Raw genomic sequence first — 23,848 nt, 5'->3', positions numbered from 1 at the left:
TCTTCCGATAGACGAGATTGCCGGCGGTATCGGCCTTCCAGGCCTTGACGATGGCAAGATCGGCACGCAGCCAGGTCTCGCGGACATAGAGCTGGCCCTCGAATTCCTCGACCGGCTTGCCCTCGGCGACGACGGTGCCGACGCCGGTCCTGGTGTAGAAGGCCGGGATGCCGGCGCCGCCGGCGCGGATGCGCTCGGCCAGCGTGCCCTGCGGGTTCAGCTCCAGCTCCAGCTCGCCGGCGAGATATTGCTGCTCGAACAGCTTGTTCTCGCCGACATAAGACGCGATCATCTTTTTGATCTGGCGGCTTTGCAGCAGCATCCACAGGCCGAAGCCGTCGGCGCCGGCATTGTTCGAGATCACCGTGAGGTTCTTCACGCCGGAATCGCGGATCTCCGGGATCAGGCTCTCGGGATTGCCCGACAGACCGAAGCCGCCCGACATGATCGTCATCCCGTCGAAGAGCAGGCCCTCCAGCGCAGCCGCCGGGCCGTCGTAGATCTTCCCTGTCATTCATCCCTCTTCACTCACCCACCACGCAGGCGCAAACCGACTTTCTCACACCCGTTCCAGTGCCACCGCGATGCCCTGCCCGACGCCGATACACATGGTGGCGAGTGCCCAGCGCTTGCCGGTCAGCGAGAGTTCGAGCGCCGCCGTGCCGGTGATGCGGGCGCCGGACATGCCGAGCGGATGGCCGAGCGCGATCGCGCCGCCATTCGGGTTCACATGCGCGCCGTCCTCGGCGATGCCGAGTTCGCGCAGCACGGCGATGCCCTGGCTGGCGAAGGCTTCGTTCAGCTCGACGATGTCGAAATCGGTGGGCTTGAGGCCGAGGCGCTCGCAGAGCTTGCGCGTCGCCGGGATCGGTCCGAGACCCATGACACGCGGCGCGATGCCTCCGGTCGCGCCGCCGAGGATGCGCGCGATCGGCGTCAGCCCGTATTTCGCAGCCGCCTTCTCGGAAGCGATGATCAGCGCCGCCGCGCCGTCATTGACGCCCGAGGCATTGCCGGCCGTAACGGTGCCGCTTTCCTTGCGGAAGGGCGTGCCGAGCTTGGCGAGCTTCTCCAGCGTCGTGTCCCCGCGCGGATGCTCGTCGATCTCGACGCGGATGGGATCGCCCTTGCGCTGCGGGATCAGGACCGGGACGATCTCCTTGGCGAGGCGGCCGTTCTGCTGGGCCGCGACCGCCTTCTGCTGCGAGCGCAGCGCGAAGGCGTCCTGGTCGGCCCGGCTGACATGGCAGTCGGCGGCGACGTTCTCGCCGGTCTCGGGCATGGAATCGATGCCGTACTGCGCCTTCATCAGCGGGTTGACGAAGCGCCAGCCGATCGTGGTGTCGTGGATCTCGGCGTGGCGGGAGAAGGCGCTGTCGGCCTTGGGCAGGACGAAGGGTGCGCGCGACATGCTTTCGACGCCGCCGGCAATCATCAGTTCGGCCTCGCCGGCCTTGATCGCGCGGGCGGCGGCGATGACCGCATCCATGCCGGAGCCGCAGAGCCGGTTGATCGTCGTGCCCGGCACTTCCTTGGGCAGGCCGGCGAGCAGCAGCGCCATGCGCGCGACATTGCGGTTGTCCTCGCCCGCCTGGTTGGCGCAGCCATAGATCACGTCGTCGACCGCACCGAAATCCACGCCCGGATGACGCTCGACCAGCGCCTTCAGCGGCACCGCGCCGATATCGTCCGCACGGACGGAGGAGAGCAAGCCGCCGAAGCGCCCGATGGGCGTGCGGAGATAGGCACAGATGAGAGCGTCGCTCATATCGTCGGTACTCTGCTCGCTAACGGATAAAGCTGGAAAAGCAGCTCTTCGCCGCCTCAGATATCGAAGAACACGGTCTCGTTCTCGCCCTGCAGGTTGATGTTGAAGGTGTAGGTCGGCATGCCGTCCGAACCGCTGTGCGTCGCGATCAGCGTCGGGACGCGAACGCGATGCTCGATGCGGGCGAGGATCGGATCGGCGGCGTTGGCAGCTTCCTCGTCGTCGAAGTACAGTCTCGTGTGCAGGCCGATATTGATGCCGCGCGCCACGATCCAGAAGGTGATGTGCGGCGCCATCGGCCGGCCGTCGAAATAGGGCACGATGCCGGGCTTGATCGTCTCGAAGCGATAGACGCCGGTCATGCCGTCGACGGGCTGGCGGAACCAGCCCGGGAAATGCGGGTCGGCCTCGCCACGGCGCTCGCCCTGGCCGGGATAGAGGCCCTGCGCGTCGGCCTGCCAGATCTCGATCAGCGCGTCCTTGATCGGCGTGCCCGAGCCGTCGAAAATGCGGCCGGTGACGGCGATGCGCTCGCCCGTCACCTCCGGCGCCAGCGGCTGAGAGCCGAGATCGTAGGGATAGACCCCCTCGATGCCGGAGAAGTTCGGCGTGGCGCCGATATGGACGTAGGGGCCTGCGGTCTGCGACGCGCTTTCCTTGAGGCGGCGGAACGATTGGACCATCAGTTGCCCTCCATCCGGTTCTCGAACAGGGTCGACCGGCGGCCGCGCAGAACGATGTCGAACTTGTAGGCCATCGTATCCATCGGCAGCGTTGCCTCACGGTCGAGCGCAGCGACCAGCCGCTCCACCGCTTCGCGGCTCGGAATGCCCATGACGATCGGGCACTGCCAGATCATCGGATCGCCCTCGAAATACATCTGGGTGATCAGCCGCTGCGCGAAGGCGTGGCCGAAGACCGAGAAATGGATATGCGCCGGGCGCCAGTCGTTGACGCCGTTCGGCCAGGGATAGGGGCCGGGCTTGATGGTGCGAAACCAGTAGCGGCCCTCGTCATCGGTGATGGTGCGGCCGCAGCCCCCGAAATTCGGGTCGATGGCAGCGAGATAGCTTTCCTTCTTGTGGCGGTAGCGGCCGCCGGCATTGGCCTGCCAGAACTCGACCAGCGCACCGCGCACGGGCCGGGCATCCTCGTCCAGCACCTGCCCGTGCACGATGATGCGCGGGCCGATCGGCTCGCCCGTCTGGGCATAGTTGAGGAGCAGGTCGTTATCGAGCGGCCCCAGCATGTTGTGGCCGAAGACCGGGCCGGTCATCTCGGAGAGCGTGTTGCCGAGCGACAGCAGCGCGTATTTCGGTGAGCGCAGCACCGAGGTCTTATAGTCCGGCGTGAAGGCCGGAGGATGCCAACTCCGGTCCCGCTGGTAGAACGAGCCACCCTGATGGCTCGAATTCTCGTTGCGCATGATGGAATCCCTCCCTGGAGTTTCTCTCGTCGGGCTATGCGCCAGATAGCGACGAAATCTGCCCCGCTATCTTGATCTCGCTCAATCCGCGCGCCTGCCCTTCAGTCCCCTTCGGTCGGACGGTACGAGCGCAACGGCGAGCGTTCAGCCCGTCTTGTCCTTGTCCATCTCGGCATAGGCCGCCTTGGTGATCTTGAAGGCGTGGTTGGCCGCCGGCACGCCGGCATAGATAGCCACATGCAACAGCGCCTCCTTGATGTCATCCATGCTGGCGCCGGTATTGCGTGTCGCCCGGACGTGCATGGCGACCTCGTCATGATGGCCGAGCGCGGCGAGCAGTGCGATGGTCAGCATTGAGCGCTCGCGCTTGCTGATCGTATCGCGCGACCAAACAGAGCCCCAGGCGCTCTCGGTGATGAGCTTCTGGAAATCTTCGGTGAAGGGGTCGGTGCTGGCGACGGCAGCGTCGACATAGCGCCGGCCGAGGACGGAACGGCGGGTCGCCATGCCCTGCGTATACCGATCCGGTGCGTCAGCCATGTCCGTGTTTCTCCAAATGGCTAGCCACCAGCGCGAGCAGGCGGCCCGGCTGCTCGACCGGCGGAATGTGCCCGCAGCCCTCGATGAGCGCGAAGCGCGCATTCGGAATGCGCTCGGCCATCGCCCGCACGAGATCGGGCGGAGTCGACTGGTCGCCCTCGCCGACGATGGCCAGCGTCGGCACCTTGATGCTGCCGATAGCCTCGGTTAGATCGGCGTCGCGCAGAGCTTCGCAGGCAGCGATGTAGCCGTCGGCCGGCTGGCAGAGCAGCGCATTGCGCCATCCCGCGCGGTCATCCGGCCGCTCGGCATGGAAGGCCGGGGTGAACCAGCGTTCCATTACGGGATCGGCAATGGCCGCGAGCCCGCCCTTGCGGACGGCTTCGATGCGCCCGCTCCAGCTTTCGGCCGTACCGATCTTAGGGGCCGTGTCGGCCAGCACCAGCGCGGTTAGGCGCTCCGGCCGGCGTACCGCCAAGTCCTGCCCGATCAACCCGCCGATAGAGAGGCCGACGAGAGCGAAGCGCTTCAGGCCGATATGGTCAGCGAGCCCCATGAGATCATCGGTGAAGTCCGCGATCGGATAGGGACCCGGCGCGACCTCCGACAGGCCATGACCGCGCTTGTCGTAAGTGATGACGTGCCAGGCAGAGGAAAGCGCCGCGGCGACCTCGTCCCAAATGCGGAAATCCGTGCCTAGCGAGTTGACCAGAACGACGGCCGGAGCATCGCGCGGACCGATCTCGCGCCAATGAACAAGGGTGTCGCCGATCCGTGTGAATGCCATCGAATGTCCAAGCGCTCTTATCCAGGTTTCAGCATGCGCTGAAAATTCCATTATGTTAAATGGCATTGTGACCACGTATGATAACTCACAGGTTATCTTAAATGCCCGAACTCCAGTTTGCTCGCCTGGATAGGCGGATCAGGCTTCGCCATCTCACCTGCTTCATCGAGGTTGCCCGCCTCGGGAGTTCCGTCAAGGCGGCCACGGCACTCGGGCTTAGCCAACCCGCCGTTTCGAAGACCATTCACGAGCTCGAAACGGCCTTGTCGGCCGTACTTTTCGAGCCGAAACGTCGGTCGATGGTCCTGACATCGGTGGGAGAGGTATTTTTGCGCTACGCCGATTCAAGCATCACGGCGCTGAAGCTGGGTATCAGGACAGTCGCCCAGAACAGTGCCTCCGAACAAGCGACTCTAACCATTGGCGCATTGCCGACGGTTTCAGCGAGAGTTCTGCCTTTGACGCTGGCGGAGCTCACGAAAAGTATGCCGAGCCTTAGATTTCGCGTCGTTACGGGATCCAACGACGTTCTCATGTCTCAATTGCGCCTGGGCGACATCGACTTGGTCGTTGGACGCATGGCTTCCCCGGAGGCAATGAAGGGCTTGGCATTCGAGTATCTTTACTCGGAGCCAATCGTCTTTGCGGTTCGACCGGATCACCCTCTTCTCATGGGCGACGGCTTCAGCGCGATCGGAATCGGAACATATCAGGTGCTCGTTCCACCGCCCGGCTCAGTCATACAATCCACTGTCGAACGGTTTTTCATGGCGCACTCCCTCCACGCCTCATCGGAAATTCAAACCGTTTCGGACGCCTTCGCTCGCAATTACCTACTTCGAACGGATGCTATCTGGGTGATTTCCGAAGGAGTAATCGCCGAGGACGTTGCCAAGGGCATACTCAAGACCCTGCCGGTCGACACCGAAGAGACCATCGGTCCTGTTGGCCTCACCACACGCACGGATACTGCTCTGCCATTGCCGGCTCATCTCTTCATGACAGCCTTGCGGAATGCCGTCGATTTTCGGGCAAGGTCTCGTTAGGAGCTAAAGGCAATCCGGGGAAAGCCGCGACCGACCATTCGCCATAGCAGGCCGCGCTTCAACTCAGGCAACGCGGCGCAAATCCGCCTCAGCTGCAGCGGCTGTCCGAAACTGCCCAACCAATCCATGCAGGCGGTCGATCTGAACGGCAAGTGCCACGGCAGATGCCGAACTTTGCTCAGAAAGCGCCGCGTTCTGCTGGGTCATCTCATCCATATGCGCGACGACCTGGCTGACTTCGTCGATGCCGCTGGCCTGCTCGTCGCAAGCAACCGAAATCTGCGATACGTTCCCGACCACGCGGTCCGAGGCCTCCACGATGCGAGCAAGGGTATCCCCGGCCTGGCGGACCAGCGCCACCCCCTGTTCGACCTCGCGCGTCGAGGACGAAATCAGCGTCCCTATATCCTTGGCTGCGTCTGCGGCGCGTTGCGCCAGCGTGCGGACTTCGGTCGCCACAACCGCAAAGCCCCGGCCTGCGTCGCCGGCGCGAGCAGCCTCGACCGCAGCGTTGAGGGCCAGCAGATTCGTCTGAAAAGCGATCTCCTCGATAACATTGGTGATGGCTGCCACGCGGACCGCAGTCGCCTCGATCTGCGACATAGCAGTCACGGCCTGCCCGATGACGGATCCGCCTTCGGTCGCGACCGAGCGTGCTGCTTCCGCATCGGCGACGACCAACTTCGAGGACCGAGCGGTTGATTTCACGGAAGCCGCCAACTGCTCTGTCGTGGCCGCGGTCTCTTCGAGCGATGCCGCCTGCTGCTCCGTCCGTTGCGCCAGGTCGTCGGCTCCGTTCTTGATCTCCGAGGAGGAGACCTGCACCTCGTATGCCGTTTGCTGAATCGTTCCCACGGCGGTGCTCAGTCGGTTTGCGGTTCTGTTGATGGCCGCCTTCAACTGGTCGAGCCGCCCCCTGTAGTCACGGCTCACTTCCTGGGCGAGATCGCCTTCCGCAATTGCCTTCAGCACCCGCTCGAAATCGGCAGTGGCTTCATCGATGACCTTGTTGATCCGATTGATTCCATCGACGAGAGTTCGTAGTGACGGATCGTGCGCGACGGCCTGGACACGTCCTGTGAAATCGCCGTTCGCGGCACGCTGGACGACCTCGCCGACCGACGCGACGATCGCGGACATTGCCTGAGCTCGTTCCGCACGCTCGTTCAGCTCTCTTCTCTCCTCGATCTCCATCTCGCGCACTTTCAGCGCGTTGGTGCGGAATACGTCGAGCGCGATCGCCATGCGGCCGATTTCATCGGTCCGCTCGGCGAACGGAACTGCCGTGTCGAGCGAGCCGTCTGCGATTTCCGTCATGGACGACGACAGACGGCCGAAGAGCGAGCGGATCACGCGGCTAACCTGCAGGGCCAATCCGACGGCGAGAAGAATGGCGACAATCGAAGTCGTCGCATAAACTAGGAAGCTGCGATACGCCGAAGCGAGCAGGTCAGTGGTCAACGACGACAGGCTGCTGCGCATTACCTCGATCTGCTTTAGCCAATAGGCCCGTCGCGCTTGATCGGCTTTCGTCCAGCCCGCCGCGTCTTTCGGGTCGAGCTTGTCATAGGCGGCATCGAGCAGAATGGGGCGCGTTCTCGCGATCAGCTTATTGTCATCGGACGCCAGAAACTGCTTGTAGCTTTCGATCTGCTCCGACCGTGCGAACGATTCGAACTGCCTTCCGAAAATCTGTTGGAGTTCGACGCCTCGGTGCATAACACGAAATAGCGGCTGGCTTAGCTTGCCGGTCTGAAAGGCAATTTCGCCACGACCTCCTTCATTGAGGCTGCCCGTGCTGATCTCAAGCGCAGCATGCAGGGCCAGGATCGAGCGCGCGATTTCGATGTTGTCGACAGCGCCCGCGAGTCGGCCGACGAGCTCGTTGGCAAGATTGCTGCTGTTCTGGAGAAACGCACCCATCTGTGAGCGGTCGGTCTGCCGCTGCTTTGCGCGAATCCTGATTTCTGCGAGAGTTGCGCGTTGTGCTAGAATCGTCTGCACCAGCGCGGCGGTTTCCCGGTTTCTCAGGCCTGCGCCACTGGATGCCTCCTCCAGGCGCTGGAAAGCGGAGTCCGTCAAGGGCCACTGCGCTTCCATTTTGACCCGCGCTTCGTCCGAGCCTGTCGCGAGATAGGGATAGGCAGCGCGTCCTTCGTTCGGAATCGCGGTCGCTGAAAACAGGGTCGTGGCATCGGCGAGCGCCTGCAATCGCGAAGCATGCTGGATGTCGCGATAGGCGTCATAGCTGCGGAACGCCAAGATCGCGCCAAAGCAAACCAGCGTCAGAAGCGGAAAAATGGTCAGGCAGTGCAACAGACTGCCGAGCCGAAGTTTGTGCATGATCGCCTGCCTCCCGAGCCAACGAGCGTCACAATTGGTTCGAGACCTAAATATTTCCTTTGTGGCGCCTTATGCCCAGCAGCGCGGACTCAAGAGTATACACTGGGCACGCGCCCCGCGCGGCCTCACCTAAGTCGAAAAATATATGATCTTCAATAATTTATTGCAGTATTTTCTTCTCTCAACCGGCTTCAGAATCGATGCCAAACCGATGGCATCTGTCTGCCAAAACAATTCGGTTTACCGAAATCCGCAGGCGACCTGCCCAATTGGCAGGCATATCGAATTCGTGTCATTGCCCGCCGAAATCTCGTGATGGCAGAGAGAGAAAAAGCGTTATTTGCCTGAAACTTATCGTGCCCGGCCCATTAGAGGTCGTGGCACCAGGCGAGGACCCCGCGAGGAGCATCGCCTCGCAAGCCACCAAGTCGAATGACGGGTTTAGGTCACGATCGCGGCTTTCTTGGGAGGCCGCCGTGCTTGACTAGTTATGAAAGGCCGCGATGGTACGACGGTATACCGTATGAACATTTCGGTCGATGCCGATAGCTCCAACGAGGACGAGATGATTCTGCCCTGCGATCTGACCGCGTCCGAAGCTCGCTTCCTGATAGGTTCGAAGCAGCTTTCGCCAGTTGAGCTGCTCGACTCGTGTCTTGCTCGGATCGAAGAGACCAATGTGGCTGTAAACGGTGTCGTGGCCATCGACGAGGCCGGGGCCCGCGCGGCAGCGGGACGTGCGGAAAAGGCCGTGCTTGCAGGCGAAAATCTGGCGCCGCTGCATGGGTTGCCGATCGGCATCAAGGATCTCAACGATACGGCTGGATTGCGCACGACCTATGGCTCGCGCCTCTACGAGCATCACGTCCCCGCCGAGGACGAGCACCTGGTCGCCAATCTGCGCACCAAGGGTGCGATCGTTTTTGCGAAGACCAACACTCCCGAATGGGGCGCCGGCGGCAACACCTTCAATCCCGTCTACGGCGTAAGTGGCAACCCGTTCGATGTGGACTTGACCTGCGGCGGCTCTTCCGGCGGCTCGGCAATCGCGCTGTCGCTCGGGATGATGCCGCTTGCCCACGGCTCCGACAACGCCGGTAGTCTGCGTATCCCCGCCGCCTATTGCGGCGTGGTGGGCTTCCGCCCGACCGCAGGCATCGTCGCGTCCGAGAAACGGCTGATCGGGCTCTCGCATCTGCCGGTGCAAGGACCGATGGCCCGCACGAGCGAGGATGTGCGCCTGCTTCTGCGCAGCATGGCGACGTCGGCGGACATTGATGCGCTGGCCACGCCACTCGACGAGAAGGGCGACGCGCCCGTCGACGTCTCGACGTTGAAAGCCGCCTTCTCGCAGGATCTCGGCTTCGCCCCCTGTGAGGACGGGCTGCGCCGCATCTTCGACGAGCGCACCGCCACCTTCGCGTCCATCTTCCGCGAGACGGCGGTCGCGCATCCCGATTTCGGCGAGGTTCGGCGCGTTTACGAGATCCTGCGCGCCGTGAACTATGTGGGTATGTTCGCCGACCGCCAGAAGGAAAAGCCTCGGCAGTGGGGGCCGCTCGTCCAGCAGAATCTGGAACATGCCGCGCGTTTCTCCCTGGAGGACGCCTCGCTGGCCTTCATCGAGCAGAATCGCATCTATCAGCGCGTGCAGGCTTTCTTCCGGGAGTTCGATCTGCTTATCACGCCGACCGTCGGAACCTATCCGTGGCCCAAGCACGACATGTATCCGGCCAAGATCGGAGACAGTCCGACCGCCAATTATTTCGACTGGGTCGGACTGACCTACGCGATCACGCTGATAAATCATCCCTGCATTTCGATCCCCTGCGGCCTCGACGATCGAGGACTGCCCTTCGGCCTCCAGATCGTCGGCCGCAGGAACGCGGACCTGCATCTGCTGCGTGCCGCCGAGGCGATCGAGAAGGTTCTTGCGACATCCTCCTCGCTGGCGAGGCCGCTGCCCGACTTGAACTACTTGCGGACGGTGCAGGTGAACGACCGCATGCAGCCGGTCGTTGCCGCCGGCTGATTCGGACGGTGCGGGCGATCGGCAGCGGAGCCGGCACCGCGCCGGAGCGGGGGAGACAGGATGCTTCGACATATCGCAGGACGAGTTTTAGGAGCCGTTCCGGTCGTACTGCTCGTCGCCTTGGGGATCTTCGCCCTTGTCAGGCTCGCGCCCGGCGACGCCGCGAGCACGCTGGCGGCTGAGGATGCAACAGAGGCGGATATCGCCCGCATGCGGGCGCAGTGGGGGCTGGACCAACCTGTGCTGGTCCAATTCTTCTATTTCCTTAAGAATCTGGTACGGCTCGATCTTGGCAGTTCCTATCGCTACCATGCTCCCGTGATCGAGCTGATCGGTCAGCGGCTTCCGGCTACCATCGAGCTTGCCGTGACCGCGCTTCTCATCGCCACGGCGATTGCCGTCCCGCTCGGCGTCGCGACGGCGCTGCGCAAGGGCAGTTGGCTCGATGGCCTTGGTTCACTCCTGGCCGTGCTCGGCGTGAGCGCTCCTTCTTTCTGGGTCGGCATTCTGCTGGTTCTGTTCGTCTCGGGCTACCTGAACCTGCTGCCTTCAAGCGGCCGCATACCGCTGGACATCCCGCTGCGGGAGATGACAGGCTTTGTCCTGATAGACAGCCTACTGCAGGGTCAGGTCGGCATCTTTCGGCAAGGGCTCGAACATATCCTGTTGCCGGCAGCGACGTTGGCGTTCGGCATGATCGGGATCATCGCGCGCATCTCGCGCTCGGCCGTGATCGATGTCGGACAGGAGGAATTCGTCGTCACTGCCGTCGCCAAGGGGCTGAAGCGGCGGGAAGTCGTGCGCAGTCACCTCCTGCCGAATGCCACTGTGCCGATCATCACCATCATCGGCCTCGAACTGGGCACCCTGATCAGCGGGAGCATCGTCGTCGAGGTGGTCTTCTCTTGGCCCGGCCTCGGCTCGCTGCTCTACTCCGCAGTCACCTCGCGCGACATTCCCCTGACGACCGGAATCGTCGTTTCCTACACGTTCATCTTCATCTTCCTGAACGTTCTGGTCGATCTGGTCTACGTCTTGATCGATCCCCGACTCAGGGTCGGGAGGACCTGACGATGCAGGCTTGGCGCTTCCTGGAACTCAAATTCATCGTCGGCGTGGTCTGCCTCGGTAGCATCGTCGCGCTGGCGCTCTTCGGCGGACTAGTCGCCGGGCATGACCCCAGTGAGCAGAACCTGCTGTTTGCGCTCGAACCTCCCTTTGGCGCGGAAGGCGGCTACCTTCTCGGTACCGACCATCTCGGACGCGACCTGCTGTCGCGAATGACCTCGGGGGCGCGGGTGTCACTGGCGATAGCCGGCTCGGTCGTCGTGCTTTCCGGCGTCGTGGGCGTGCTGGTCGGAGCCCTTTCGGGCTATCTTTCCGGAACCCGCGACACCCTCATCCAGAAGATCGTCGAGACGTTCTGGGCATTTCCGCCGATCCTGCTCGCCATCGCGATCCTCGCCTTCTTTGGTCCCAGTCTGACGAATGTAATCATCGCGCTGACGATCCAGCGCTGGATCCCCTACTGCCGGATCGCACGGGCGCAGGCCCTGATGCTGCGCTCGCGGGAATATATCTCCGCCGCCAAGATCATGGGCGGCGGCACGATCTGGGTGCTGCGACATCACATCCTGCCCAACCTGCTCGCCTCGGCCATTATCATCGGCACCTTCACGATGGCGACCGCGATCCTGGCGGAATCGAGCCTGAGCTTCCTGGGGCTGGGCGTTCCGCCGAGCGTCCCGACCTGGGGCGGCATGCTGGCGGAGGGACGCTCCTACATCACGCGCGCCTGGTGGCTCGCGGTCCTGCCGGGGCTGGGCATCTTCCTGACCGTGCTCGGCCTCAATCTGCTCGGCGACTGGCTGCGCGACCAGCTCGACCCCAAGGCGGCGCTCAACCTGTCCTGAGGAACACGGCATGCACGATACATCCCGGACAGCCGATACCGTCCTCGAAGCCGAGCAGCTCTCGCTGTTCCTGCGCGCGGGGCGCGGCGCGGAGCTGAAGATCGTCGACGGCGTCAGCTTTTCGATCGCGCGAGGCGAATTCTACGCGCTCGTGGGCGAAAGCGGTTCCGGCAAGACCGTGATCGCCCGCTCGATGATGCGGCTCTTCCCGCCGAACATGCTGCGCATGGAAGGCCGTCTCGTTCTGGACGGCGTCGACCTGACCACGGCGCCCGCGAGCCGTGTGCAGCGGATGCGCGGGCGCAGCGTCAGCATGATCTTCCAGGAACCGATGACCTCGCTCAACCCGCTGATGACGGTGGAGCGCCAGATCGACGAGGCGATCGCCGTCGCAGGCCGAACCGGCCGGCGCGAACGTCGCGAGCGGATCGTCGAGCTGCTGGCCGACGTCCAGTTCGCGAACCCTGACAGCGTCAGGAGCATGTATCCGCATGAGCTCAGCGGCGGCATGAGGCAGCGCGCGATGATCGCGATGGCGCTCGCCAACAATCCCTCCCTCCTGATCGCCGACGAACCGACGACCGCTCTCGACGTGACGATCCAGCAGGAGATCCTGCAGTTGCTGCTGCGGCTGCGCGATCGGCACGGCCTGTCGATCCTGTTCATCTCGCACGATCTTTCGCTGGTGCGCCGCTTCGCCGATCGCATCGGCGTCCTCTATGGCGGGGTGCTGATGGAAACGGGTCCGGCCCATGAGCTGATCGATGACCCGACGCATCCCTATTCGCGCGCGCTGATCGACTGCATCCCGCGCCGGCGCGAAGCCGGCAAGCGGCAGGCGGGCATCGAAGGTCTGGTGCCCGGCGTCGCCGACTGGTTCGACGGCTGCCGCTTCGCCCCGCGCTGCCCGCGCGTCGGCGAGAATTGCCGGCACGGCCGGATCGAGATGACCCCCACCCGGCCCGCCCAGGTCGCGCGATGCCTGTATCCGCTATGACCGTCGCTTCCGCTCCCGTCCTGCGCGCCGAGCATGTCGGCAAGACCTATCAGGGGCGCAGCAGGCTGTTCGCCCGGGGCGTCGGCGTCACGGCTCTCACCGACGTCTCCTTCGAGGTGGCGCCGGGAGAGATCCTTGGCATCGTCGGGGAATCGGGCTGCGGGAAATCGACCCTGGCGCGCATCATCGTCGGGCTGGAGCAGGCGAGCGCCGGCGGCCTCTCCGCAGGCGACACAACGCTGGTCGACGTAGCCGGAGGCGTCTTCGTCCCGCCGGCAGCGCGGCGGATCCAGATGATCTTCCAGGACCCGTATTCGTCGCTCAACCCCCGGATGAAGGTGGGCGATGTCGTCAGCGAGGGGCTGAGGATCGCCGGGGAGAGGAACCGAAGGCTTCTGGCCGACCGCGTCTCCGAGATGCTGCGGCTCGTCGGACTGCCGGCCGAGGCCGCGTCCCGCTATCCGTTCCAGTTCAGCGGCGGCCAGCGGCAGCGGATCGGCATCGCCCGCGCGCTGATCACCGAGCCGCGCATCCTGATCGCCGACGAGGCGGTCTCCGCGCTCGACGTCTCGGTCCAGATGCAGATCCTGAACCTGCTGCTCGACATCCGCGACCGGCTCGGAATCGCCGTGCTGTTCATCAGCCATGACATCGGGGTGATCGAATATCTCTGCGACAAGGTCATCGTCCTCGCGCAGGGGAAGATCGTCGAATCCGGGACCGCCGGCGGCGTGATCTCACAGCCGTCCCACCCCTATACGAAAAAGCTCATCGAAGCCGTCCCCAGGATTCAGGACTGAAGTGCCTCATTGATCGCCAACGCCGAACCACCATCGGAGGACCGAAGATGATTGACCGCCGCAAGCCTTCACTTCGAATGGCCGTAATCGCCGCCGCCGTCGCATCCGCTGTTTCGGCATCCGCCCAGACGGACGGCAGCACGCTCGTCGTCACCACCACCGACACGCTGGTCACGCGGCATCCTTATGCCGAGAGCAGCGCGCAGATGTATTCGGTCTGGTGCCAGGTCTATGGCTGTCTCGGTCGCTACAACTATGCAGCGCGCAAATTCGAGGGGCTGCTTGCCGAGCGCTGGGAGCAGCTCGACGATCTGACCTGGCGCTTTCACCTCCGGCGCGACCTCGTCCGGCACGACGGTGGCCCCGGCCCGACGACCGCCGACGTGCTGCATTCCTACAACCAGGTCATGACCGATCCGCAAAGCCAGGGGCGCTTCTACCTGTCCAGCGTCAAGGAGATCAGGCCCGTCGACGACCACACCTTCGATGTCGTCACGAAACAGCCCACCTCCTCGCTGCTCGGCCAGCTCTTCGACAAGTTCACGATCACCAGCGAGGAGATCTTCAAGAAGGAGGGCGGCGTCGCCAGCTACAACACCGCGCCGATCGGCTGGGGACCCTACAAGCTCCGCAATTTCGCGATCAGCGAGCGCATCACGCTGGACCGGCACGAGGCCTATCCGGCCAAGGTCGAGACCGCGCCGCGCACAGTCGTCTTCCGCCGTATCCAGGAGCCGGACCAGCGGGTCACGGCCCTGCTCAACGGCGAAGTCCACATCGCCCGGCTGATCCCCCCGCAGCTCGTGGGCCGGCTCGACAATGTTCCGGCCGTCGAGGTGCGGCGCGCGCCCTCCAACGAGCCGATGTTCATCGGCTTCAACGCCAAGATGAAGCCGTGGGACGACCCCCGCGTGCGCCGCGCCGCCGCGATGGCGATCAACAAGGACATCATCATCCAGCGCATCCTGTTCGGCATGGCCAACCGGCTCGACGGCCCGGTCGGCACCGAGCAGGTCTGCTACACCTCGCCGATCGCGAACAAGACGCCCTACGACGTGCAGGGCGCACGCAAGCTGCTGGCGGAGGCCGGCTACGCCGATGGCGGCCCGGCGGTCGACTTCTATACCGCGGCGGGACGCTACATCTCCGACCGCCAGGTCGGCGAGGCGATCACCCAGATGCTGAACCAGGCGGGATTCAAGGTCACGCTGCACACGCCCGAATTCGCGAGCCTGTGGGCGAATGTGCGGACCGGCAAGGCCCCGATGTACTATATGGGCCGCGGGCTGGCGCTGGAGCCTTCGGAATGGCTGTCCCAGTATTTCGAAACGGGCGTCACGCCGCGCATCAGCTACTCCAACCCGCAGCTCGACGCCCTGTTCGACAGGGAGAGGAAGACCTTCGCCTTCGACGAGCGCTGCAAGATCATCCGCGAGATCAGCCAGCTCATCGATACCGAGGCGCCGGCCGTCTTCCTGTGGAATCACCAGTATGTCAGCGGCGTCCGCAAGGGGGTGCGCTTCGTGCCCGATGCCTCGGGAGAGCTCTGGTTGCCCGATGTCGGCCTCTGAACCGCGCCGGCCCGTTCCATCAGCAACACGAAGGTTGTGAGCCCATGAACGAGAAACTCATCCGGAAACCGTCGCGACGGACGGTCTTGCAGGCGACCGCCACCTCGCTGCTGGCCTCGCCGGCCCTGCCGCGTACCGCTGCGGCGCAGACCAGGGCGTTGACGATCACGACCACCGGTATCCTCAACAATGCCAATCCCTACGCGCATTCCAGCATTCACCTGTACTACATCTGGAGCCAGGTCTATGGCAGCCTGGGCCGCTACAACTACGGCAGGAAGGCCTATGAGGGCGTGCTCGCCGAGAGCTGGGAGACCGTGGAGCCGACGCGCTGGCGCTTCAGGCTGCGCGGCGATCTCAAGCGCCATGACGGCGGTCCCGGGCCAACGGCGCGGGACGTTGTGCATTCGTGGCGGCGCGTCCTCGGCGACCCCGCCAGCCAGCAGGCGTTCTACCTGACCGAAGTCGAGAAATTCGAGGCGGTGGACGATCGCACGTTCGACATCGTGACGAAGCGGCCGGTCGCGCAGCTTCTCTCGTTCCTCTTCGACCGCTTCGTCGTCACGAGCGCCGAGCTTCACGAGAAGCATGGCGGCGATGCGGACAAGGTCGCGGCCTTCGGCTGGGGACCCTACAAGCTCGAACGCTTCGACATCGATCGCAGCGTCATCGTGGCCCGCAATCCGTTCTGGCCGAACATGCCGACGGCGGCGCCGGAAACGGTGATCTACCGGCAGATCCTCGAGCCCGAGCAGCGTGTGACGGCGCTGCTCAACAACGAGGTCCAGATCGCGCGGCTGATCCCCCCGCAACTGGTCGACCGTCTGAAATCCAACAGCGGCGTCAGGCAGATCGAGACTGGCTCGCTGGAGTGGATGTTCCTCGGGATGAACACCGCCATCAAGCCCTTCGACGACCCGCGCGTGCGCCGGGCCGTCGCCCATGCGATCGATGCCGACCTGATCATCAAGCGGCTCCTGTTCGGCCTTGCGGACCGCATGCAGGGCGCCATCGGCAACTTCCAGGACTGCTTCGGCCCCAGCGCGAACCGCCCGGCCTACGATCCGGGCCGGGCCAAGGCGCTGCTGGCGGAGGCCGGCTTCCCGAACGGGATCGACGTCGAGTTCGCCACGGCGAACGGGCGTTACGTCTCCGACCGCCAGATCGGCGAAGCGCTCGCGCAGATGCTGCGGCAGGTCGGCATCAGGGCCAAGCTGAACACGCCGGATTACGCCAACTTCACCAGTGACATCCGGCAGGGCAAGCTGCCCCTCTATTATACCGGCCGGGCTGCGAGCAACGACCAGATCGAGGCATTGGCGCAGTATTTCGAAACCGGCGGCTCGCGGCGAACCAACTATTCCGATCCTGAGGCGGATCGTCTGTTCAGGGAGGTCCGCTCGGCCTTCGACGTCAAGAAGCAGTGCGAGCTCCAGCAGACGCTGAGCGACAAGCTCTCGCAGGACTCGCCCGTCGTCTTTCTCTGGACGCACCGGCTGGTGAACGGCGTGCGCAGCAGTGTCGATTGGCCGGCCGACGCGACGGGAGAGCCCTGGCTGACCGACATATCGGTCCGCTAGCGGGCCTTCGCCGGATCCGGCGCCGCTCCTGCGCCCTGATCCGCGGGGTTTTGCGACCCGCGGACCGCACCATCCGGCCGACGAAGCCGGCACGCAATCGAGGACCTGATGAGCAACAGAGAAAATGCGCTCGACCGCGCGCGAGGCTATATCGACGACGGCAGCTTCCTGCGGCACCTGACGAATCTGGTGGCCTATCAGACGGAAAGCCACCCTCCGGGCCGCAAGAAGGAACTGGAGCGCTATTGCTCCGAGGGGCTCGGACCCATCGTCGCCGCGCTCGGCTTCGAGACCGAGATTCTGCCGAACCCTCTCGACGAGCACGGGCCGGTCCTGATCGCGTCGCGTCACGAGGGCGACGGTCTGCCGACGCTGCTGATCTACGGGCACGGCGACGTCGTGAGAGCCATGCCGGAGCGCTGGCGATCGGGCCTGGATCCCTGGATCCTCAAGGTCGAGGGCGATCGCGTCTACGGCCGCGGCGTCGTGGACAACAAGGGGCAGCACCTTCTGGCGATCGAGGCGCTTCGCGCGGTTCTGGAGGAACGCGGATCGCTCGGCTTCAATGTGAAGATCTTCGTCGAGACCGGCGAGGAGGCAGGCTCGCCGGGGCTGAAGCGCTTCCTCGAACTTCACCGGGAGCGCTGCGCGGCCGACGTTTTCATCGGGCTCGACGGCCCCCGGCAAAGCATGTCGGTGCCGGATATCACGCTCGGGACGCGCGGGGGGCTGGCGGTGGACCTCGTCGTCGATCTCCGGGAAGGTTCGCATCATTCGGGACACTGGGGCGGGCTGCTCAAGGATCCCACCGTGATCATGGCCCATGCGATCTCGGCGATCATCTCGCGGGATGGCCGCATCCTGGTGCCCGGCTGGACCCCTGCCTCGGTCCCAGCTTCGGTGACGGAGGCGAGCCGGGCGGTCGTGATCGACGACGCGCCGGGTGCGCTGAAGCCGGACGAAGGCTGGGGCGAGCCCGGCCTGACCCGTCCTGAGAAGATCTATGCGTGGAGCAGCGCGATCGTGCTGGCTTCCATCAGCGGGCAGCCCGAGGCGCCCGTTCCCGCCGTTCCCGGCTTCGCCAAGGCGCGCATTCAGCTGCGGCACACCGTCGACGTCGCCGCGGAGGAGGTGGCGCCTGCCTTGCGGCGACATCTCGACGGGCTGGGCTTCACGGAGGTGCAGGTCGTCCCGGTGGTCGAGCGCGACATGTTCCCGCCATCGAGGACCGACCCGGAAGATGCGTGGGTGCGCCGGATCGCGGTCTCCATGACCGAAACGGTCGGTCAAGAGCCGAACATCATCCCGAACATCGGCGCCTCCGGCCCTTCCGAATTCTTCCGGAAGACGCTGGGCGTCCCCGTCCTTTGGATCCCGCATTCTTACGGCGGCTGCGGTCAGCACGGGCCCGACGAGCATGGGCTGATCCCGCTTTTCCGGGACGGCCTCGGCATCATGGCCGGCGTGTTCTGGGACATCGGCCTGAAGCCTTGATACCGGTCCTCAGGCTGATCAATACCGCGGGTGATTGGAGCCCGCGCGATTTCTGCAAGGGGGCTGCGGGAGCCTCCTTGTGCGAAACAGCAGGCAGTTAGCGGCAAGAAAATGAGATAAAGAAGGAACCTGAGCGATTCGGGCATCGGAGAAAGGCTTCAATGGCAAGCAATCTGCCGGGCATGACCGAGGTCGCCGCAATGCCGCATGCCGGGGCTGGAGTTGACATGCCGCAACCATCCTCGCTCAAAGTCGTGCAGGACACTCTCAGCCTGCGCGATCGGACAACGGCGGTATTGCGCGACGCAATCCTCACCATGAGGTTCAAGCCCGGTCAGCGCATCGTCGAGCGGCAGCTCTGCGTCGAAACCGGTGTCAGCAGAACCTGCATTCGAGAGTCGATGCGGCAACTTGAGGCGGAGGGCCTGGTAAGGCGCGAGCACAATAAGGGCATATTCGTTTCGAGCATTACCCCGATGGAAGCGGCCGAGATCTACGAGGTGCGCAAGATCCTTGAGCCCAGAATGATGGAGAAGATGAGCGGCTACATCGACCCGCATTTCGTTCAAGCCATGAAAACGGCGCTTCGACGGGCAGAATCGCGGATTATGGAGCCGATGAATTACGTTGAGGCGATCGGGGACTTGATCAAGGTCCTTTGGAGCGGATACAATAATGATACTGCTAAGAGCCTCCTTACGTCGATCTTTGATCGGATATCCTACATCCGCATCATTTTAAGTTTTTCCACAAGCGTCGAGCAGAAGGTCGAAACGATAAGAATTCTTGAAAACGTAATCGATGCCATCGACCGCCGCGATATTTCTGCTGCGCAGGAACAATACATTCATTATCTCGCGCGAGCGCAGGATACGGTGATCCAAATCATCGAGACGAATACTGTGGCCGACACCATATGGCCTGCGGTCGGCTGAAGCCGATCATATCCAAAGAATTGCATGGCCGTTGGCTTTTCCTAGAGCATCGGCCCGAAAAGTGGAACGCGGTTTTCGGGTAAAGCCGATGCAAGATTAAAGAGCTGGACCATCGGACTGAAGACGATATTCAGTCCGATGCTCTAGGAACAACACTTGGCATTCTTCATCCATCACGCAGGCAGAACCGGTGCCGAACTTGCTCGTGCAGAGCTTCCTCACCAGCGCCTGGATCATACCCGTTGGCGACGCAGCCACGGCTATGTCCGCGGCTACACGATCGCCAAAACGAAGTATCGACAGTTTGGCGAGCGTGCCATCCAGTGGATGCTTTGGCGGAACGGGCGTGCCCCAAAAACCCGAAAAGGGGCTCCGTATCGGCAGACTGAACTGAAAAGGTTGATTCTAGCCCACCTTTGCGCCTGTCTGATCGATGCCCATAGCCTTCATGTCCTCGTAGCGGTCGCCAATTCGGGCGTGGGGCCGGCCACTGACGGCTGCGCCAATCGCAACCACGATCTCGTCGGCGGCAGGCGCGTCCTGAATGCTGATCGACGCGGTGAGAAAGTGCGAGCGCGTGCCGGTGGCAGTGATATGGGTCAAAGGCAGGTCCAAGCTCGCGCCGGGGCCTGCGCGCTTGTTCGTGAAGCTGAGGTACGACGTGCCCTTGACGGCCTGCCGCAGGGCGTTGCCGAACCGGAGGGTATGGATAAGAGCTGAAGCGTGCTCGACCTCGCCGCCAACGCCGACAAGCGCCGCCTTGCCGTAAGCCTCGACGACCTCTGGACCTCCGATGGCATCCATCAGCCGCGGAACGAGCGCCTCGCCAAGGCCGGGAGCGATCGCGAGGATATCGGGCTGCAGATCGTCGACGAAGCGGCCGTGCCAGGGATTCTTGAGCACGGCGGCGGCCACAGCCGTGCGGTAGGGCCTGGGTACAGCCTTGCCTCCTTCGATGAGCACGTCCTCTGTTACGACGACATACTTGCGAACCAGATCTGTCATGGGCTTCCTCACCATCACTTGAGCTAGGGAAAATTTGGCAACCGCCGAGCGCTAGCTTCGAAAGAAGCGCTCCAGACGGTCGGCGATGAGATCGGGTGCTTCCATGAGCACGCTGTGACGCAGCCCCGGAAAGATCTCCAATCTGGAGCCGGCGATGGCCTGATGAATCACTCTCGCCATGCGGGGATTGGATCCCGGGTCGTCCTCTCCGGTCATGACGAAGGTCGGGATCTGGATCTTCGAAAGCTCCATCCCCTCGTCCGCCAGTCCGAAGACGCGGTAGGCGGCCAAATAGGACGCGGCATCATTCTCGGCGAGCTCCTGTAGGCGCTGAGCGACACGCTCGGGATGCTTCGCCTTGAACTCGGGTGTGAACCATCGTTCGGATGCGGCACCGGTCACAGCCTGAATGCCGTCACGTTCAAGCAAACCGGCGCGTTCGACCACGCGTTTTCTTTCCTCCGGAGTGCGATCGGCGACGGTGCTGATCAGTGCGAGCTTCGTGAGGCGATCAGGAGAGATCAGCGCACAGCGCTGCGCGATGAGGCCCCCCAGCGAGAATCCGGCAAGCGCAAAGCGATCGACGCCGTTGGCGTCCGCGAGCGCCAGAACGTCATCCACGAAATCGTCGATGGTGCACGCGGTAATCCGGTCGGAAAGGCCGTGTCCTCGAAGGTCGGCTCGCAGCACCTTGAAGTGCTTTGCGAGACGCCGAGAAATCTCGTCCCAGCTTTGCAGAGTGGCACCTACGCCGTGAACAAGCACGACCGGCGCGATCTGCCCGGAGCGGGCGAGCTCGACGAAGCCGACGACCGAAGCCAGCGACGTGTTCTTGATGATCTGCACCATGAAGCCGACGGTCGGCGGCGTGGCGATGCGCGTGGCCTGGGGCAGGATGACCTTGAGCATGCGTTGGGTGCGGCTGAGTGCCAGACCCTCGGCCGCTTCCCATTGCGGACGCGGCACCGCCTGGATGCAGCCGCGCCAGATCTCACCGAAATAGGCGCCGACATAGATCGTCAGCGAGGCTCCGGCAGCCCAGAGCGGCGTGATCGCGAACCCGAGAGCAGAGAGGCCGAAATAACCGAGGAACATGATCACCAGCAGCGGCGTGCCCTGGATGAGCTGCACATAGGCGCCACTGAGCAGGCGCACCGCCTTGCGCGGCGAGACGCGGGCGAGCGCGATCAGGAAGCCGACGATGCCGCCGCCGATCAGCGCGATCACCGACAGCCCGATGGTCCAGAGCGCGCCCTGGCCGAGGAAGAGGAGATGGTTCGCGTTGAGGGAGCCGCCCATGATCGACCTCTAGAGCGGCGTGCCGAGGCGCCGGCGGCGCGGGAAGAGGACGAGCCCCAGCGCCCAGAAGGCGGCACGCAGCACGAGCGAGAGCGCGATGTAGCCGAGCGCGACGAGGATATAGGTCTCGAAGGCGCGGTAGGTGTCGGATTGGACGTAGTTGGCGACGGCGGTCAGTTCCTCCGCCGAGATTTGCGAGGTGACCGAGGAAGCCAGCATCAGCAACACGAACTGGCTGGTCAGCGCCGGATAGACCTTCTCCATCGCCGGCAGCAGGATGACATGCCAGTAGATCTGCACGCGCGAAAGGGCGAGGCCCTCGGCCGCCTCGATCTGGCCGGGCGGGATCGCCTCGAAGCCCGCCCGCATGATCTCGGCGGTATAGGCGCCGACATTGATCGCGAGCGCGGCCGCCGCGACCGAAAAGGCCGAGAATTTGAAGCCGATGCTGGCGAGGCCGAAATAGACCAGGAAAATCTGCACCAGCAGCGGCGTGTTGCGGATCGTCTCGACATAGCCGGCGCAGAGCCCGGCGATGAAGCGGTTGCTGCTGCCGCGGCCGATCGCGCAGAACGTGCCGATCGCGCCGCCGATCACGATCGCCATGAAGGCGAGCTGCAACGTCATCGCCGCGCCGTCCGCGAAGAGCGGCCAGCGCTCCAGAACGACGGAGAAGTCGAGATTGAGACCCATCGCCGCGGTCAGGCCCGGTTGGTCATGCGGTCATAGACCTTGAACAGCGCCTGATTGCCGTTTCCGCCTTCGCCATGGGCACGGGCCTCGATGTACTGGCTGGTGACCAGCGCCGTGCCAGGCAGCGGCACGGAAAGCGCCTGCGCCTGTTCCTGCACGAGGCGCAGATCCTTCAGCATCAGGTCGATGCGGAAGCCCGCCCCGGCATCGCCTGCGATCATCGCGGGACCGAGCTTGTCGAGCATCCAGGATGCCGCCGAGCCGCCCAGCAGCACGCTGCGCATCTGCTCCAGATCGACGCCGGATGCCCGGCCGAGCGCGATCGCCTCGCAGACCGCCTGGATGTTGATGCCGCAGATCAGCTGGTTGCAGAGCTTGACCGCCTGGCCGGCGCCGGGCGCGCCGACATGAGTGATGGTCGTGCCCATGCCGCGGAAGAAGGGTTCGGCTCTGGCGAACGCTGCAGCCTCGCCGCCGGCCATGATCGTCAGCGTCGCGTCCTTGGCACCGATCGGGCCGCCCGAAACCGGAGCGTCGATGAAGTCCGTGCCGGCAGCCTTGAGGTCGGCGTGCATCCGGCGGACCGCGACCGGCGAGATCGTGCTCATGTCGACGATCAGGCGCCCGCGCGGCGGTGAGGCTAGCAGACCGTCCTTGCCATAGATCACGTCCTCGACCTGCGGCGTGTCCGGCAGCATCGTGATGGCAATATCGGCGTCTACTGCGGCGGCTGCTGGGCTCGTTGCCGGGATGGCACCCTGTGCCGCCAATGCTGTGACGGCGTTGCCGACGATGTCGAAGACGGAGACCTTGTGCCCAGCCTTTAGAAGGTTGCGCACCATCTCCCGACCCATTGTGCCAAGGCCGATGAAGCCGACACTCGCCTTTTCGTTTCCTGCCATCTTCCGCTCTCTCAGCATCGTCTGGTGAAGCAGGGGCTTCAGGCGCCCTGTGCGTTTCGCATGTCGGGGCGGTCGCCCTCGCCGGTAACGGCGCGGCGCCGGTACTCGTCGCCGATCGCGAAATGGCATCGCAGCGTCACTTCGGCGCGATCGGGATCGCGTGCGACGATGGTGTCGAAGACGCGCTTGTGATCGTCGATCAGGTAGCTCTTCATCGAGCTGAACTGCTGGACGAGCTCACGGCGGCTGCGGTGCGAGCGCGCGAGCAGCGTCGACATGGATTCATGCAGCACAGCCAGCGTCGGTGAGCGCGAAGCCAGCACGATGGCGCGGTGGAAGTCGAAATCGGCCGCGCCGCCCGCATCGGCATCGTCGATCGTCTCGCTGATGCGGACGAGCGCGCGCTGCAGCCGCTCGAAATCGGCGATGCTGGCGCGTTCGCAGGCTAGACGCACGGCCTGGCATTCGATGGCGATGCGAGCTTCCATCACGTCGTCGATGAGATCGGCCTGCTGGGCAAGGGCGAGCGCGAAGAAGTCCTTCAGCATCGAGGCGTCGGGTTTCTTCACGATGGTGCCGACGCGCTCGCGGATCTCCACGATGCCGAGCATGTGCAGCGCGCGCAGAGCCTCGCGCACGATCGGCCGGCTCACACCGAGCTGGATTGTGAGATCGCCTGCAATGTTGGCCCCGTTGGGGGCGGTTATCGCTTTGAAG

General features: G+C 64.0%; 21 protein-coding genes and 2 pseudogenes. 10 read left to right on the top strand and 13 right to left on the bottom strand.

The features are described from left to right. The 6 genes from NUV79_RS24480 to pcaD all read right to left on the bottom strand — a co-directional run. Nucleotides 1-514: CoA transferase subunit A (locus NUV79_RS24480; RefSeq protein WP_257735684.1), on the bottom strand; the 514-nt coding region annotated here is incomplete at its 3' end. A gap of 45 nt (nucleotides 515-559) precedes the next feature. After that, entirely contained in the window at nucleotides 560-1,768 is a 1,209-nt protein-coding gene (pcaF, locus tag NUV79_RS24475; protein ID WP_257735683.1) for a 3-oxoadipyl-CoA thiolase, read from the bottom strand. Nucleotides 1,769-1,824: 56 nt separating this feature from the next. After that, nucleotides 1,825-2,451 carry a protocatechuate 3,4-dioxygenase subunit alpha gene (pcaG, locus tag NUV79_RS24470; RefSeq protein WP_257735682.1) on the bottom strand — a complete coding sequence of 209 codons (627 nt, stop codon included), beginning with the start codon at nucleotides 2,449-2,451 and terminating at the stop codon, nucleotides 1,825-1,827. Beyond that, nucleotides 2,451-3,194 (bottom strand): protocatechuate 3,4-dioxygenase subunit beta, encoded by a 744-nt coding sequence (gene pcaH / locus NUV79_RS24465; protein WP_257735681.1) that lies wholly within the window; start codon nucleotides 3,192-3,194, stop codon nucleotides 2,451-2,453. The genes pcaG and pcaH overlap by 1 nt, the downstream gene beginning before the upstream one ends. A 144-nt stretch (nucleotides 3,195-3,338) precedes the next feature. Beyond that, nucleotides 3,339-3,734, bottom strand: a complete 396-nt coding sequence (gene pcaC / locus NUV79_RS24460; RefSeq protein ID WP_257735680.1) for a 4-carboxymuconolactone decarboxylase — start codon at nucleotides 3,732-3,734, stop codon at nucleotides 3,339-3,341. Next, complete coding sequence (pcaD, locus tag NUV79_RS24455; RefSeq protein WP_257735679.1) at nucleotides 3,727-4,521, bottom strand: 3-oxoadipate enol-lactonase; 795 nt, start codon at nucleotides 4,519-4,521, stop codon at nucleotides 3,727-3,729. The genes pcaC and pcaD overlap by 8 nt, the downstream gene beginning before the upstream one ends. A gap of 101 nt (nucleotides 4,522-4,622) precedes the next feature. On the opposite strand from pcaD, the gene pcaQ reads away from it, so the two are divergent. Continuing rightward, complete coding sequence (gene pcaQ / locus NUV79_RS24450; RefSeq protein WP_257735678.1) at nucleotides 4,623-5,567, top strand: pca operon transcription factor PcaQ; 945 nt, start codon at nucleotides 4,623-4,625, stop codon at nucleotides 5,565-5,567. A 63-nt stretch (nucleotides 5,568-5,630) separates the two neighbouring features. Here pcaQ and NUV79_RS24445 read toward each other — a convergent pair whose 3' ends face one another. Then, entirely contained in the window at nucleotides 5,631-7,910 is a 2,280-nt protein-coding gene (locus NUV79_RS24445) for a methyl-accepting chemotaxis protein (RefSeq protein ID WP_257735677.1), read from the bottom strand. Nucleotides 7,911-8,433: 523 nt separating this feature from the next. Between NUV79_RS24445 and NUV79_RS24440 the strand changes: the two genes are divergently transcribed. The 9 genes from NUV79_RS24440 (at nucleotide 8,434) to NUV79_RS24400 (ending at nucleotide 19,232) form a co-directional block, all read left to right on the top strand. Continuing rightward, the gene (locus NUV79_RS24440; protein ID WP_257735676.1) at nucleotides 8,434-9,942 is read left to right on the top strand and encodes an amidase; all 1,509 of its coding nucleotides are present in this window, start codon (nucleotides 8,434-8,436) and stop codon (nucleotides 9,940-9,942) included. Between the two features lie 60 nt (nucleotides 9,943-10,002). Continuing rightward, a complete protein-coding gene (locus tag NUV79_RS24435; protein ID WP_257735675.1) occupies nucleotides 10,003-11,013 on the top strand; it encodes an ABC transporter permease in 1,011 nt (336 codons plus the stop codon). A 2-nt stretch (nucleotides 11,014-11,015) separates the two neighbouring features. After that, nucleotides 11,016-11,855, top strand: coding sequence for an ABC transporter permease (locus NUV79_RS24430; RefSeq protein WP_257735674.1), 840 nt, complete (start codon nucleotides 11,016-11,018; stop codon nucleotides 11,853-11,855). Nucleotides 11,856-11,865: 10 nt separating this feature from the next. Beyond that, the gene (locus NUV79_RS24425) at nucleotides 11,866-12,852 is read left to right on the top strand and encodes an ABC transporter ATP-binding protein (protein ID WP_257735673.1); all 987 of its coding nucleotides are present in this window, start codon (nucleotides 11,866-11,868) and stop codon (nucleotides 12,850-12,852) included. Continuing rightward, nucleotides 12,834-13,652: an ATP-binding cassette domain-containing protein gene (locus NUV79_RS24420; RefSeq protein WP_257735672.1), complete on the top strand. Its 819-nt coding sequence runs from the start codon at nucleotides 12,834-12,836 to the stop codon at nucleotides 13,650-13,652. The genes NUV79_RS24425 and NUV79_RS24420 overlap by 19 nt, the downstream gene beginning before the upstream one ends. A gap of 47 nt (nucleotides 13,653-13,699) precedes the next feature. After that, nucleotides 13,700-15,223, top strand: a complete 1,524-nt coding sequence (locus tag NUV79_RS24415) for an ABC transporter substrate-binding protein (RefSeq protein WP_257735671.1) — start codon at nucleotides 13,700-13,702, stop codon at nucleotides 15,221-15,223. A gap of 44 nt (nucleotides 15,224-15,267) precedes the next feature. Continuing rightward, nucleotides 15,268-16,803, top strand: a complete 1,536-nt coding sequence (locus tag NUV79_RS24410; protein ID WP_257735670.1) for an ABC transporter substrate-binding protein — start codon at nucleotides 15,268-15,270, stop codon at nucleotides 16,801-16,803. 108 nt (nucleotides 16,804-16,911) lie between these two features. After that, nucleotides 16,912-18,297: a M20/M25/M40 family metallo-hydrolase gene (locus NUV79_RS24405; RefSeq protein ID WP_257735669.1), complete on the top strand. Its 1,386-nt coding sequence runs from the start codon at nucleotides 16,912-16,914 to the stop codon at nucleotides 18,295-18,297. A 161-nt stretch (nucleotides 18,298-18,458) separates the two neighbouring features. After that, nucleotides 18,459-19,232: a GntR family transcriptional regulator gene (locus NUV79_RS24400; RefSeq protein ID WP_257735668.1), complete on the top strand. Its 774-nt coding sequence runs from the start codon at nucleotides 18,459-18,461 to the stop codon at nucleotides 19,230-19,232. A 405-nt stretch (nucleotides 19,233-19,637) separates the two neighbouring features. Here NUV79_RS24400 and NUV79_RS24395 read toward each other — a convergent pair whose 3' ends face one another. The 6 genes and pseudogenes from NUV79_RS24395 to NUV79_RS24370 all read right to left on the bottom strand — a co-directional run. Beyond that, the gene (locus NUV79_RS24395) at nucleotides 19,638-20,237 is read right to left on the bottom strand and encodes an amino acid synthesis family protein (protein ID WP_257735667.1); all 600 of its coding nucleotides are present in this window, start codon (nucleotides 20,235-20,237) and stop codon (nucleotides 19,638-19,640) included. A 51-nt stretch (nucleotides 20,238-20,288) separates the two neighbouring features. Continuing rightward, a pseudogene (locus NUV79_RS24390) lies at nucleotides 20,289-20,996 on the bottom strand (alpha/beta fold hydrolase); the annotation flags it as partial. Between the two features lie 15 nt (nucleotides 20,997-21,011). Next, a pseudogene (locus NUV79_RS24385) lies at nucleotides 21,012-21,536 on the bottom strand (amino acid ABC transporter permease); the annotation flags it as partial. A gap of 9 nt (nucleotides 21,537-21,545) precedes the next feature. After that, nucleotides 21,546-22,229, bottom strand: a complete 684-nt coding sequence (locus NUV79_RS24380) for an amino acid ABC transporter permease (protein WP_257735666.1) — start codon at nucleotides 22,227-22,229, stop codon at nucleotides 21,546-21,548. A gap of 8 nt (nucleotides 22,230-22,237) precedes the next feature. Then, nucleotides 22,238-23,131, bottom strand: a complete 894-nt coding sequence (locus NUV79_RS24375; RefSeq protein WP_257735665.1) for an NAD(P)-dependent oxidoreductase — start codon at nucleotides 23,129-23,131, stop codon at nucleotides 22,238-22,240. A gap of 38 nt (nucleotides 23,132-23,169) precedes the next feature. Then, the coding region (locus NUV79_RS24370) for a FadR/GntR family transcriptional regulator (protein WP_257735664.1) at nucleotides 23,170-23,848 on the bottom strand (679 nt) is incomplete at its 5' end.

The organism is Allobosea sp. 47.2.35 (assembly GCF_024655635.1).
In the GTDB taxonomy this organism is placed as follows: domain Bacteria; phylum Pseudomonadota; class Alphaproteobacteria; order Rhizobiales; family Beijerinckiaceae; genus Allobosea.
The sequence above is the reverse complement of the archived record's forward strand: the minus strand, read 5'-3'. Positions and strand labels throughout refer to the sequence as shown.

Bases quoted from the DNA above. Each gene is read 5' to 3' on its own strand.
- NUV79_RS24435 (WP_257735675.1), top strand. From the start codon at position 10,003: ATGCTTCGACATATCGCAGGACGAGTTTTAGGAGCCGTTCCGGTCGTA.
- NUV79_RS24410 (WP_257735670.1), top strand. From the start codon at position 15,268: ATGAACGAGAAACTCATCCGGAAACCGTCGCGACGGACGGTCTTGCAG.
- NUV79_RS24420 (WP_257735672.1), top strand. From the start codon at position 12,834: ATGCCTGTATCCGCTATGACCGTCGCTTCCGCTCCCGTCCTGCGCGCC.
- NUV79_RS24425 (WP_257735673.1), top strand. From the start codon at position 11,866: ATGCACGATACATCCCGGACAGCCGATACCGTCCTCGAAGCCGAGCAG.
- NUV79_RS24445 (WP_257735677.1), bottom strand. From the start codon at position 7,910: ATGCACAAACTTCGGCTCGGCAGTCTGTTGCACTGCCTGACCATTTTT.
- NUV79_RS24405 (WP_257735669.1), top strand. From the start codon at position 16,912: ATGAGCAACAGAGAAAATGCGCTCGACCGCGCGCGAGGCTATATCGAC.
- NUV79_RS24400 (WP_257735668.1), top strand. From the start codon at position 18,459: ATGGCAAGCAATCTGCCGGGCATGACCGAGGTCGCCGCAATGCCGCAT.
- pcaD (WP_257735679.1), bottom strand. From the start codon at position 4,521: ATGGCATTCACACGGATCGGCGACACCCTTGTTCATTGGCGCGAGATC.
- NUV79_RS24395 (WP_257735667.1), bottom strand. From the start codon at position 20,237: ATGACAGATCTGGTTCGCAAGTATGTCGTCGTAACAGAGGACGTGCTC.
- pcaH (WP_257735681.1), bottom strand. From the start codon at position 3,194: ATGCGCAACGAGAATTCGAGCCATCAGGGTGGCTCGTTCTACCAGCGG.
- NUV79_RS24440 (WP_257735676.1), top strand. From the start codon at position 8,434: ATGAACATTTCGGTCGATGCCGATAGCTCCAACGAGGACGAGATGATT.
- pcaF (WP_257735683.1), bottom strand. From the start codon at position 1,768: ATGAGCGACGCTCTCATCTGTGCCTATCTCCGCACGCCCATCGGGCGC.
- pcaC (WP_257735680.1), bottom strand. From the start codon at position 3,734: ATGGCTGACGCACCGGATCGGTATACGCAGGGCATGGCGACCCGCCGT.
- NUV79_RS24375 (WP_257735665.1), bottom strand. From the start codon at position 23,131: ATGGCAGGAAACGAAAAGGCGAGTGTCGGCTTCATCGGCCTTGGCACA.
- pcaQ (WP_257735678.1), top strand. From the start codon at position 4,623: ATGCCCGAACTCCAGTTTGCTCGCCTGGATAGGCGGATCAGGCTTCGC.
- NUV79_RS24415 (WP_257735671.1), top strand. From the start codon at position 13,700: ATGATTGACCGCCGCAAGCCTTCACTTCGAATGGCCGTAATCGCCGCC.
- pcaG (WP_257735682.1), bottom strand. From the start codon at position 2,451: ATGGTCCAATCGTTCCGCCGCCTCAAGGAAAGCGCGTCGCAGACCGCA.
- NUV79_RS24380 (WP_257735666.1), bottom strand. From the start codon at position 22,229: ATGGGTCTCAATCTCGACTTCTCCGTCGTTCTGGAGCGCTGGCCGCTC.
- NUV79_RS24430 (WP_257735674.1), top strand. From the start codon at position 11,016: ATGCAGGCTTGGCGCTTCCTGGAACTCAAATTCATCGTCGGCGTGGTC.